The sequence below is a fragment of the Streptomyces sp. TRM68416 genome (assembly GCF_014596915.1).
Taxonomy (GTDB): Bacteria; Actinomycetota; Actinomycetes; order Streptomycetales; family Streptomycetaceae; genus Streptomyces.
In genome coordinates this window covers 64011-76183 of the sequence record NZ_JACVWU010000010.1, presented here as the reverse complement: position 1 = coordinate 76183, position 12173 = coordinate 64011, and the positions used below count along the sequence as shown (strand labels likewise).

10 protein-coding genes are annotated in these 12173 nt (G+C 71.8%); 7 read left to right on the top strand and 3 right to left on the bottom strand.

The features are described from left to right. Window positions 1-116 precede the first annotated feature (116 nt). The gene (locus ICC28_RS17775) at window positions 117-725 is read left to right on the top strand and encodes a DM13 domain-containing protein (RefSeq protein ID WP_188289569.1); all 609 of its coding nucleotides are present in this window, start codon (window positions 117-119) and stop codon (window positions 723-725) included. 406 nt (window positions 726-1131) lie between these two features. Here the strand turns inward: ICC28_RS17775 and ICC28_RS17770 are convergent, their stop codons facing one another. After that, window positions 1132-1848, bottom strand: a complete 717-nt coding sequence (locus tag ICC28_RS17770; RefSeq protein WP_188289568.1) for a VOC family protein — start codon at window positions 1846-1848, stop codon at window positions 1132-1134. Window positions 1849-2050: 202 nt separating this feature from the next. Between ICC28_RS17770 and ICC28_RS17765 the strand changes: the two genes are divergently transcribed. Further along, window positions 2051-2368: an NIPSNAP family protein gene (locus ICC28_RS17765; protein ID WP_188289567.1), complete on the top strand. Its 318-nt coding sequence runs from the start codon at window positions 2051-2053 to the stop codon at window positions 2366-2368. A 423-nt stretch (window positions 2369-2791) separates the two neighbouring features. Here ICC28_RS17765 and ICC28_RS17755 read toward each other — a convergent pair whose 3' ends face one another. Then, complete coding sequence (locus ICC28_RS17755; protein WP_317454040.1) at window positions 2792-4003, bottom strand: MFS transporter; 1212 nt, start codon at window positions 4001-4003, stop codon at window positions 2792-2794. Window positions 4004-4133: 130 nt separating this feature from the next. Beyond that, window positions 4134-4583 carry a DUF5707 domain-containing protein gene (locus ICC28_RS17750; RefSeq protein ID WP_188289565.1) on the bottom strand — a complete coding sequence of 150 codons (450 nt, stop codon included), beginning with the start codon at window positions 4581-4583 and terminating at the stop codon, window positions 4134-4136. Between the two features lie 334 nt (window positions 4584-4917). Between ICC28_RS17750 and ICC28_RS17745 the strand changes: the two genes are divergently transcribed. The 5 genes from ICC28_RS17745 to ICC28_RS17725 all read left to right on the top strand — a co-directional run bounded on the left by ICC28_RS17745 (window position 4918) and on the right by ICC28_RS17725 (window position 12136). After that, window positions 4918-7422, top strand: coding sequence for a histidine kinase (locus tag ICC28_RS17745; RefSeq protein ID WP_188289564.1), 2505 nt, complete (start codon window positions 4918-4920; stop codon window positions 7420-7422). Then, a complete protein-coding gene (locus ICC28_RS17740) occupies window positions 7419-8099 on the top strand; it encodes a response regulator (RefSeq protein WP_188289563.1) in 681 nt (226 codons plus the stop codon). Before ICC28_RS17745 ends, ICC28_RS17740 begins: the two co-directional genes overlap by 4 nt. Window positions 8100-8130: 31 nt before the next feature. Next, window positions 8131-8460, top strand: coding sequence for an SCO4225 family membrane protein (locus ICC28_RS17735; RefSeq protein ID WP_188289562.1), 330 nt, complete (start codon window positions 8131-8133; stop codon window positions 8458-8460). A gap of 149 nt (window positions 8461-8609) precedes the next feature. Further along, window positions 8610-10055 (top strand): DEAD/DEAH box helicase, encoded by a 1446-nt coding sequence (locus ICC28_RS17730; RefSeq protein ID WP_188289561.1) that lies wholly within the window; start codon window positions 8610-8612, stop codon window positions 10053-10055. Window positions 10056-10660: 605 nt separating this feature from the next. Next, entirely contained in the window at window positions 10661-12136 is a 1476-nt protein-coding gene (locus ICC28_RS17725; protein ID WP_188289560.1) for a glutamate--cysteine ligase, read from the top strand. The last annotated feature ends 37 nt before the right edge of the window (window positions 12137-12173 follow it).

Genomic DNA, 12173 nt, shown 5'->3' with positions numbered 1-12173 from the left:
ACGGTCCGAAGGGAGGTGCCCGTAAGGGTTTCGTCATCGGTTCAGGGCTGCCCAAGGGGCCGTTGACCCGTTGGAATAGGAGCCGGCAGAAAAACTCCCAAGGAACGGGGCGGGTCATGGGGCGCGTGCGGAAGTCGCTGGTCATCTCGGTAGTGGTGGTGGCCGTCGTCGGGATCGGATTCGGGCTGTACTGGTTCCAGCCGTGGAAGCTGTGGCAGGACGAGACCGTGGACGAGGCGCTGCCCGTGGCCGTGGGGACAGCCGCGCCGCCCGCGACGGCGGAGCCCTCCACTTCCACGGAGGGCTCCGCCCCGTCCACTACGGAGCCCTCCGCGCCGTCCACCGCGGAGCCGTCCGCGCCGCCGGCCGGCCCCGAGACCCTCGCCGACGGCGAGCTGATCAGTCACGAGCACGCCACCTCCGGCACGGTGAAGCTCGTCCGGCTCGCCGACGGCTCCCACATCGTCCGGCTGGAGAACCTCGACACCAGCAACGGCCCCGACCTGCGCGTCTGGCTGACCGACGCACCCGTGAAGGAGGGCAGGGCCGGCTGGCACGTCTTCGACGACGGCAAGTACGTCAGCCTCGGCAAGCTCAAGGGCAACAAGGGCAGCCAGAACTACACCGTCCCGGCCGACGTCGACCTGACCCACTACAGCAGCGTCAGTATCTGGTGCGACCGGTTCAACGTCTCCTTCGGAGCGGCGGAACTCAGGCAGGCCTGATGAGGCGTCTCGGGCGGGGAGCTCCTCACGGACGGGGGCCGGGATGAACGCCGACGACGCGCGGGCCCGTTCCTCCCGGGCAAACCCGCACACCGCGGCCGCCCCGTCGAATCCCGGCTCGCGCAGAATGCCGAAGAACGCGTCCCGGTCCGGCTTGCTCTGGCCGTAGCCCAGGCGCTGGTGGATCCGGGCGGCCGTCCGGGCGGGTTGAGGATGTAGCGCAGGCCGGACGAACGAACCCTTGTGGTTGGTCCGGCCTGCGGGGCGGTTCGAGTTGGCGAAGGTGGCGACGGTGGAGCCTGTGGTGTCGCCGAGCGTGGAGCGCTCGACCAGGGCGTGACCGTACGACAGTTGCTGGTCCGCCGGGTCGGGCCAGGCTGCGACCGCCACATGGTCGACGGCCGAGTCACTGCTCAAGGCCGCGAACGAGGAGTGTCAGTCCCTCCGGACTGCTCAACCGCACAACACGACTACCGGCGTTCTCGGACCAGGTGGCCGAGTCCTGGCCGTGATCGTGTGTGCGTGCGACGACGCCGTCCAGATCCTCGACGCCGACCGCGAGCTCCCACTGCGGAGCGGATGCACCCGGTCCATCTGCGGCTATGAAATCGGCGCTGATCAGAGGGGTCCCTGTTGTCTTCTGGTAGAAGTGCCGGGCCTGCTCAGGCTGGGCGCACGTCAGGACCATGCGGTGCGGGGCACCCGCCAAGCGCGACGGAAACTGCCAGCCGGTGAAGTTGCGCGGCTGCCACAGGGAGAAGGCGGCGCCCACCGGATCGATCAATGTTGCCATGCGCCCCTGATCGCCCGCGTCGAAGGGAGGTACGACCAGGCGAGCGCCGTTCGCCGTCGCCACTTCGGCGCGGCGGTCGACGTTGTCGACTGCCAAGTAGTAGGCGATGTGGGCGGGTGTTCCCGGTGGGTAGACCGGGTTCGCCAGATCGCTCACCCCGCCGACCGGGTGCCCGTCGATGGTTATCTTGACGGCCTTTCGCCAGTCCTTCTCGTCCACTGCGAAGCGCCAGCCCAGCGTCGTCGAGAAGAAGGTGGCGGTGCCGGCTGAGTCACGGGTTTTGAGGTCCATCCAGCAGAACTCGTTCAATGAACCCAGACGGGTCGTCATCCTGTGCTCCTTGTCGTCCCGATGCTGGGTATCGAGTGCTCCCACGACTCCGCAAGGAATTTTCGACTGTGCTGCGCAGCCGGTCCGCCACCAAACCGGTTCTTGCTGCGGCAGCCAGGGGCGTCCGCCCCGGCGAGTCTGCGAACCGATGTGACTCATGACTACCGAGCCTGACGCTCCAGCTCAGGCATCATGTCGTTGCATGATTACCGTTCACGTGAAATACGAGATCGATCCCGACCGCATCGAGGACTTCGAAGAGTACGGCCGCCGGTGGGTCGCCCTCGTCGGCAGGTTCGGGGGCACGCACCACGGCTATTTTCTGCCCAGCGAGGGCGACAGTGACATCGCGTACGCACTCTTCTCCTTCCCCAGCCTCGCCGTATACGAGCAGTACCGAGCTGACAGCGCGCGTGCCCCCGAGTGCCAGGAGACGATTGAGTTGGCTCGTCGGACCCGATGCATTCGCCGGTACGAACGTCGCTTCCTGCGGCCACTCGACCAGACGCCCAACTCCTAGAGGCCTGTCAACCCGGCGGTCACAGACTCGTTGATGGCCGCTACGAGGACGGTCGCCTCGTAGCGGACCGCGGGCTTGTCGTGCCTTGTGGCTACGGCGCGATGCCTCTTGAGGCGATTGATGCCGCACTCGACCGCGTGTCGAGCCCGGTAGTCCTCCGGGTCGAACTTCGGCGGCCTGCTGCCCCTCGAACCCAGCTTCTTGCCGGGTGTCCGCCGGTGCGCCGTCGCCCTCGGCGGAGTTCCAGGACGGGTTCGAACCTTCGGGGAACCCCCGCGCTGGCCGGCCGTGACCACGATCGGCATGGGCTGCTGTTCTTGCTCGGCGGCCAGGTGGAGCTTGGTGGTCAGGCCGCCGCGGGAGCGTCCGAGGCCATGGTCGTCCGGCTCGGTGGCTATACCGCCCGGCGGAGCCTTGCGCAGGTCAGTCCGTGGTCGTGTGCCGGGTCGCGGCCCCGATGACCGAGGCCACGGCGGCCAGCGCGGCGACGCTGGTGAGTGCGGTGGGCAGGGAGAGCCAGTCGGCCATGAAGCCGATGGCGGGCGGTCCGAGGAGCATGCCGCCGTAGCCGAGGGTGGAGGCGGTCGCGACGCCGCTCGGGCCCGCGAGCGCGCCGGCGCGCTCGATGGCGATCGGGAAGAGGTTGGCCAGCCCGAGCCCGGTGACGGCGAACTCGAGCAGCGCCGCCCACACGGCGGGGGAGAGGGAGCCGAGGAGCATGCCGACGGCCGCGGTGGCACCGCCGAAGACCACCGTACGGGTGCGGCCCAGCCGTTCGAGCAGGGCCGACCCCGTGAGCCGGCCGACCGTCATGGCGAGCGCGAAGCACGCGTACCCCGCGGCCGCCAGACCCGGCGGGGCGTCCAGGTCCTGTTCGAGGTGCAGGGCGCCCCAGTCGGCCATGGCCCCCTCGCCGTAGGCCGTGCACAGCGCGATCAGTCCGAAGACCACGACCAGCCCGCGGGTGCGCCGGTCCGGTCGGCGCGACTCGCCCCGCCCGGCGCTGTCGACGACGCGATCCGGTGGCCGCGGTGGTTCCTGCCGCAGGAGCGTGCGCCCCGCGACCGCCGTCACGACCAGTCCGACGGCGGTGAGGCCGAGCAGATGCCGCGTCGGGGAGAAGGCCCCGGCCACCAGGCCGCCGAGCCCGGCGCCGATCATCCCGCCGAGACTGAAGGCCGCGTGGAAGCTGGGCATGATCGGCCGCCGCAGGGCGGCGACCAGGTCGACGGCCGCGCTGTTGAAGGCGACGTTGATCCCGCCGTAGGCGGCGCCGAAGACCAGCAGTACCGCGGTGAGGGCCGGGACGGAGTGGGTGAGCGGGGGCAGGGCGACGCTGAGGGAGAGCAGGACCGCGCAGACGACGGTGACCCGGTGGTTGCCGTAGCGGCGGCAGAGGCGGCCGGTGAGCATCATCGTGATCACGGCGCCCGCGGAGACACCGAGGAGGGCGAGGCCGAGAGTGCCGGCGGTGGCGCCGGTCTGTTCCTTGATGGCGGGGATGCGGACGACCCAGCCGGCGAAGATGAAGCCGTCGAGGGCGAAGAAGGTGGTCAGGGCGGTGCGGAGGCGGGTGAGGTCGGTTCGGGCGTCCGGCGCGGCGGTGCGCCGACGGGATTTGTTTATTGGCGGCACAAAGTCAGCGTAGGGTGCCTGCTCGGTTGTGGGCAAGGGTGTTCGGGTGAGCGGGGAAGCCGTGCGCCCGCCTGCCGACGGCATGTGCCTTCGGCGGACGGGCGCACTGAACGATGGCTCGACGGGCGTGTCAGGGCGTGACGATGAACGTGGCGGCGCGGGGCGCGAACGTCGTGTCGCCGTCCTTGGCCGTGGCCAGGGCCGAGATGTACCAGGTGCCCTTGGCCAGATCGGCCGCCTCCTTCTTCGTGACCTTCAGTGCGTAGGTGCAGCGGGTGGTCTCGTCCGAGGTGCTGCGGCACTCGGCGCGGTCCACGGAGCGAAGCTCCTCCTCGGTCGGGTCGAGCTTGGAACTCGCGGGCCAGGCAAGGACCTTGAGGTCCCGGATGCCCGACTCGTCGCTCACGTCCACGGTGTAGGTGAGCGAACCCGCGCCGGCTTCGGACGGAGCCACGTAGCGGGCCGACTCGTTCTTCAGCGTTGGCTCCGAGGGGGCCGAGGCCAGGGCGAGGCCGCCGGCGGCCACTCCGCCGAGGGCGACGGCGCCGATGAGCGAGGAGAGGAGAATGCGCTTGGACATGGGAGATCCCCCTGAATTCGTTGGAGAGTTGGATACGCGGAGCTGTGTGGAAGAACCGCTGGTGGAAGTGGTCGTAGAAGCGGTCGTAGAAGCGGTGGCCTGCCGCGTTCTCAATGTGATCGAGCCTATGGTCGAGGGCGTGGGGCCGTCCTCGGGCTGCGGGAGGATCGGGGCCTCGAACCGCAGGTAGAGGGTCTGTAACCCAGGTTGGAGACCGGAATCCGTCGTCAGCCGGATTCGGGCCGCTCACCTGCGGTCATAGCCTTGATCCGCCATGAAATCCGCCGCGAGATCCGTCATCCCGTCCGTCATCTCAACCGCTGTCGAATGCGTCATGCCGCGCCGAACCGGCGACCGGCTGCTTCCGGCTCTGCCGGCCTGTGTCCAGGCCGTGGTGTGGCCGGGCGCGGCGCTGGTGCGCGGGGTCGTCCCGCCCGCGTCCGCTCTTCTCGTCGCGGCCCTGGTCGCCGGGGTGGTGACGGCCGCACTCGCGCTTCGTCGCGTCCGCCCGGTGGCCGCCCTTGTCGTGGTCGCCGCCGCCTGTGCGCTGGGCGCCGGGCCGCTGCCCGCCGGGGCGATGGCGGTGCTCGGGACCGCAGGCGTCGCGCTGGCCCTGTTCACCGTGGCGACCGAACTCGACGCCTTCACCGCTGTGTTGTGCGGGATGGCGCTGGCTGTCTGGCAGCTCCTGCAGGGCATCAGCCTGCACGGGCTCAGCGACCGCAACGGACTCGATCTTGTTCTGACGGCGGTGCTGTATGCCGCCTCGTGCGGCGTCGGCCTGCTCGTGCGGCGGGCGCGTCGGGCACGGCATGCGGCCGAACAGGTGCTGAAGCGGGCCGAGTTCGAACGTCACCGGCTTCCGGCCGTGGAACGGCAGCGGATGGAGCGGGAGTTGCACGACGTCAGCGCTCATCATCTGACGGCTGTGGTGGTCACGGCGGGTGCGGCCCTCGGGTTGCGTGAACGCCGCCCCGAAATGGCCGAGGAGGCGCTGGAGTTCGCGAGGGAGACCGGACGCGAGGTCAGCCGTGCGCTCGGCGCGGTTCGGGCCCCGGCGCCCTCCCGCGAGCAACTGCCGTCACCGGAGGAGCGTCTGCTGAGCCTGGTCGAGGGATTCCGGCGCCTGGACCAGCAAGTGGACTGCGCCATCGACGCCCTCCCGGACGGTGCCCTCGCGGACGCGGCGTACGGCATCGTGCGCGAGGCGTTGACCAACGTGGCGCGGTATGCCCCGGGTGCGCATACGAGGGTGCAGGTCCGGTACGGCGACACCCGCACGGACGTCGTGGTCACGAGCGCGTCAGCGCCGGCCGGGGCGGTGGCGCACGGGGCGGGACTCGGCGGCGGCCGGGGCCAGGGTTTTCTGAGGTCGAGGGCTCGGGAGGCGGGCGGCAGCCTCACCACCGGCCCCACGGCGGACGGCGGTTGGGAGGTGCGCGCGGTCCTGCCCGGCCGGACCGCGGCCCCGGTGGAGTCGTCCGTTCCGCGGACCTACCGCCTGGCACAACTGACGGCCGCCGCCGGTCTGGTCGTACAGCCGCTGCTGCCGGCGCTGGTCGTCCGGGCGGAGGACGTGTCGAACGGTACGCGGGTGTCCGCGGGCGTGCTCTTCGCGCTGCTGGCCGCTGCACAGGCGGTCGCCCTGCTGTGGCTGCGCCGGACGCCCCGCGCTGCTCGGGGAGCCCTGCTCGGTCTGGCCCTGCTGTGGCCGGTGGCGATGGCGGCGGGGGAGTACACCGGGCCGGCGGTCCTGCCTCCCGTGTTGAGCGTGCTCGCGACGTGCGCGGCAGTCGCGGCGGACGCTGCCCGTGCGGCCGCAGGCCGTTCTGCTTCCGGGGGGCGGGGCTCGGCCCGTGCTGCCCAAGGCCACTCCGATTCCGGGAGCCCAAGCTCGGCCTGTACAGGCGCAGACTGTTCCGCTCCCGCGGGTCGGGCATCGGCCCGTACCACCGCAGGCGGAGCCGCTCGGGCGGAACCGGCAGGTGTCGCCGAGGGGCGTCCGCGCGTGCCGCAGCCGGTGCGCCCGCGCACATCATGGCCGGTCCTTCCGATCGCCGCCGTCGTGGTGCACGCGTTCGCCGCGACGGCGGCCGTGCTGGACCGGGGCACGACGGTCCCCGTAGGGGCGGTCGTGGCGTCGGCGACGGTCGCGGCGGCCCTCGCGGTCGGCGCCGCCCACGGGGCCGGAGTCCTGCGAGGTCGGAGCCACCGGGCCGCCCGGGGAGCGCGGAACGAACGCCTTGCCGCCTGGACGGAGGATGCCGTCCGGGACGCGTGGGCGGAGCGCCGTAGGATCGCCGCCGGGCTGGAGACCACCGTCCTCTCACGCACCGCCGACATGATCAGGGAGGCGGAGGCCGGACGGCTCGACGCGACCGCCGAACGGGCCCGGGAGGCCCTGGCCGCGATGCGCGCCCTGCTCGACGCGGTCCGGGACGGAGAGGCCGGAGCAGAGCTGCGGCCGCAGCCCACCCTCCAGGCGCTCGACCTGCTCGCCCGCCAACTCCGCGCCACCGGACGCGACATCGAGATACGGCTGACCGACCGCGTACCGGAGCGCCTCCCCACCGCCGTCGACCTGGCCGCCTACCACGCCGCCGAGACCGTGCTCACGGCCGGCGGCGAGGAACCGGCGGCGCTCGAAGTCGACGCGGACGACGGTACGTTGACGCTCATGGCCACCGGGGTGCCCCGCGCCGCCGAGCCCACGCTGAGGGAGCGGCTGACGGCACGGGTCTCGGCACTCGGCGGCACCCTGACCACCGGACCGCAGGGCACGGTCCGCATCCGGCTGCCCCTCGCGGTCACGCCGGGCAACGACGAGAGGGAACGATGAGCCTCAAGGTGCTGGTCGTCGACGACCAGGGCATCGTACGGGCGGGATTCGCCGCCGTGATCGACGCCGAGGAGGACATGACGGTCGCCGGCGAGGCCGCCGACGGCGCCGGCGCGGTGCGGCTCGCCGAAGAACTGGCGCCCGACGTGGTCGTGATGGACGTACGCATGCCCGAACTGGACGGCATCGCAGCCACCCGCATCATCACCGCTCGCCAGGACGCGCCCCGGGTCCTCGTCCTGACCACCTTCGACCTCGACGCGTACGTCTTCGACGCGCTGCGCGCCGGTGCCTCGGGCTTCCTCCTCAAGGACGTGCGCCCCGCCGAACTGCTGCACGGCATACGGGTGGTGGCGGCCGGCGAGAGCGTGCTCGCCCCGTCCGCGACCCGCCGCCTCATCGGACACTACGCGTCCGGACCGACCGCCGCCGTCCCGCACGCCGGCTCCCCCGAGCTGGACAGCCTGACCGACAGCCAGCGGCGTGTCCTCGCCCTGGTCGCGTCCGGCCTCACCAACGCCGAGATCGCCGAGCAACTCGGCATCACCGTGGGCACCGTGAAGTCCCACGTGAACGCGCTGCTGCGCAAACTCGGCCTGCGCGACCGGGTACAGGCGACGATCCTCGCGTACGACCTCGGGCTCGCCCGCCCGAATCCGCCCGGCACCCACCTCTGACCGCTACCATGCAACCCTGGAGTTCATTTCTGTGACCGGTACCGATTCTGCTTCCGGCCGACCCGTGCCGCGCCGCCTGCGCGACCACTTCGGCGTCCTCGGCCTCGTCTACCTCGGGGTCTGTGCCGTCCTGCTCGGGTGGGCGCTCGTGGTGACCGCGGCCGACAGCTCGGGCGAGTCGATGGCGGGCGTCATCCCACTCCTCGCCACCGCCCCCGGCAGCCTCGTCTTCCTGGTGCTGCCGGACAACAGCGCCATGTTCTTCGGCGCCGTCGCCATCGGGGCGGGGGCCAACGCCGCGATCATCGGCTGGTGCACCCGCGCACTGCGCCGCGGCGGTCGCCCGGGCTCGGCATCCTGAGCCCGGACGGTGGATCGTCACGTTGTGTTATCCTCAGACCTTTGTGCGTTCGTGATGGTCGGTGATTCTGCCCGGTCGGTTCCCACGGTCGTCGGACGCTGATTCCTGCCGGGCCTTCCTCGGCACATTCCTCGGACGGAAGGCTCCTCATGCATCACCCCGACCGCCACGACACCGCGCACGGCGGCCTCGCCGAGTCGGTGCCCACCGGTTCCGCGGTGTCCGCGGTCGCCTCCTTCGCCGACCTGGGGCTGCCGACCGAGGTGCTGCGCACGCTCACCGAGCGCGGCGTGCGCGAGCCCTTCCCGATCCAGGCGGCCACCCTGCCCAACGCCCTCGCGGGGCGCGACGTGCTGGGACGCGGCCGTACCGGATCGGGCAAGACGCTCGCCTTCGGCCTGCCCCTGCTCGCCCGGACGGCCGGGCGGCGTGCGGAATCGAAGCAGCCCCTCGCGCTGGTCCTGGTGCCCACGCGGGAGCTGGCCCAGCAGGTCACCGAGGCGCTCACGCCGTACGCCGAGGCGCTGCGGCTGCGGATGGCCACGGTCGTCGGCGGCATGTCGATCGGACGACAGATCGCCGCGCTGCGTGACGGCGCCGAGGTCGTCGTCGCCACGCCCGGCCGTCTGCACGACCTCGTCGACCGGAAGGCCTGCCGTCTGGGACGGGTACGGATCACCGTCCTCGACGAGGCCGACCAGATGTGTGACATGGGGTTCCTGCCGCAGGTCACCGAAGCACTCGACCAGGTGCGTCCCGACGGTCAGCGGATGCTGTTCTCGGCCACGCTGGACCGTGACGTCGACGACCTGGTCCACCGCTACCTCCGTGACCCGGTCGTGCACTCCGTCGACTCGCCCGTGGACGGGGGCGTGGGTGCGGGCGTGGGTGCGGGCGCGGTCACGACCATGGAGCACCACATGCTGGTGGTCCACGGTCCCGACCGGTACGCCGTCATCACGGAGATCGCCGCCCGGGACGGCCGCGTCCTGCTGTTCCTGGACACCAAGCACGCGGTCGACCAGCTCACCCGGCATCTGCGGGCCAGCGGCGTGCGCGCCGCCGCCCTGCACAGCGGCAAGTCCCAGCCACAGCGCACGCACACCCTCGCGCAGTTCAAGGACGGCCGGATCACCGCCCTGGTGGCGACCAACGTCGCGGCCCGTGGCCTGCATGTCGACGACCTCGATCTCGTCGTCAACGTCGATCCGCCGGCCGACCCCAAGGACTACGTGCACCGCGCCGGCCGCACCGCCAGAGCGGGCGAGTCCGGCAGCGTCGTCACGTTGGTGCTGTCGGGCCAGCGCCGCGAGATGAGCCGGGTCATGGCCGAGGCCGGTATCGCGCCGACCGTCACCAAGGTGCGCTCGGGCGAGGCGCAACTGAGCCGGATCACCGGGGCCAAGGCCCCCTCCGGCACCCCGCTCGACGGAGGTCCCGCCGCACCCCGCCCCAAGAACACCAACGCCCCCTTCCGCGGCCTGGGCACCGGCAAGGCCGCCTCCCGAGGCACCGGCGGCAAGTCACGCAAGGCCGACGAGGCCCGCAAGCTCGCCGAGGCCCGCAGGGCGGCGCGGGTGCGGCGCGGGGGCTGAGGGCCGCCGCGGGTCGCGTGCGCGGCCTGCGTGGGCGTACGGCACCACGCGGCTCGCCAGGTCCTCCCGCCGACGCGGGTCGTCCGGCCCTCCTGCGGACGCGGGTCGTCCGGGCCTGCCGTGACGCGGCTCGGCCGGTCCGCTGGCGGCCGCGCGCCCCGACGGTCCGGGACCGGAGCCGCGCGTGTCCGGCCGCCCGGGGAGTCCGACTGGCGCCCCGCTGCCGCCCGCCCCCCGACGCACGCGCTTTCGTCCTGGGCGTCGGCCCCGTGCCTGGGCCACGGCCCCGTGCCTGGGCCACGGCCCCGTGCCTGGGCCACGGCCCCGTGCCTGGGCCACGGCCCCGTGCCTGGGCCACGGCCCCGTGCCTGGGCCACGGCCCCGTGCCTGGGCCACGGCCCCGTGACAGATGCCCCGCAAGAGCCCGTCCGCGCCGCGGTGGAGATCGCCCACCGGCGTCGGCAGCGGCTTTGTTTGCCGGGGGTACAAAGTGGCTGGTGGGCAGGCCCGGAAGAGGCGTCAGGCGGGCTGACTGGGCGTGCCCCGTCCGAAGTGGGACGCTGGGGTAGCGAGAGGTGTCCGCCGAGGTGACTCGGGAGGGTGCGATGGGACGCGACGTACCGGCCCTGGTGTTCACGCGCGAGGACCGCCGTCGGTACCGGGACAAGATGCACACCTGTCTCGACGTACTGGCGCAGATGCTGCGTGAGTCGGGGTTCGAGAGCGAGCGCCCCCAGGTGGGGCTGGAGATCGAGCTCAATCTGGTGGACGAGCGCGGGCTGCCCGCGATGCGGAACACCGAGGTGCTGCAGGCGATCGCCGATCCGGCCTGGTCGAGCGAGCTGGGCCGCTTCAACCTGGAGATCAACATCCCGCCCCGGCAGCTCACGACCGGCGGTCCCGGCGCCTGGGAACAGGAGATCCGCGACGCGCTCAACCACGCGGAGGAACGCGCCGCGCAGGTGGGCGCACACCTGATCATGATCGGCATTCTGCCCACCCTGGGCGAGTCGGACGTGGGCGAGACCGCCCTGTCCGGTGATCCGCGGTACCGACTGCTCAACGAGCAGATCTTCGCGGCGCGGGGGGAGGATCTGCGGATCAGGGTGGACGGCGTGGAGAGCCTGTCGACGTACGCCGACACCATCACCCCCGAGGCCGCCTGCACCAGCACCCAGTTCCATCTCCAGGTCTCCCCAAGGGAGTTCGCGGACTACTGGAACGCGGCCCAGGCCATCGCGGGCGTACAGATCGCGCTGGCGGCGAACTCGCCGTTCCTCTTCGGCAAGGAACTGTGGCGCGAGACCCGTATCCCCTTGTTCGAGCAGGCCACCGACACCCGCCCGCAGGAGATCAAGGCCCAAGGAGTACGGCCCCGGGTGTGGTTCGGGGAGCGGTGGATCACCAGCGTGTTCGACCTCTTCGAGGAGAACGTGCGCTACTACCCGGCGCTGCTGCCGCTCTGCGACGACGAGGACCCGCAAGAGGCACTCGGCCGCGGCGCCGTCCCGCAGCTGGGCGAACTCACCCTGCACAACGGCACGATCTACCGGTGGAACCGTCCCGTCTACGCCGTCACCGACAGCGGCCCGCACCTGCGCATCGAGAACCGGGTCCTGCCCGCCGGCCCCACCGTCGCCGACACCATCGCCAACGGCGCCTTCTACTACGGCCTCACCCGCGCCCTCGTCGACGACGACCGGCCGGTCTGGACCCGGATGTCCTTCTCGGTCGCCGAGGAGAACCTGCACGCGGCCGCCCGCGACGGCATCGACGCCCGCCTGTACTGGCCCGGCACCGGCGAAGTACCGGTCACGGAGCTGGTGTTGCGGCGGCTGCTGCCCCTGGCCCACCGGGGGCTGGAGCTGGTCGGCATGGACGTGGAGTGGCGTGAACCCCTGCTCGGCGTCATCGAGCAGCGCTGCGTCACCGCCCGCAACGGAGCCCTGTGGCAGGCGGAGTCGGTCCACCACCTGGAGAAGTCCACCGCCGACCGGGCGGCGGCGCTGCGGCAGATGACCACGACGTACATGGACTACATGCATCTCAACGCGCCCGCGCACACCTGGCCCGTGGACTGACGCCGGTCGCGACGGCGAAAGGACGCCCTGTGCGCGG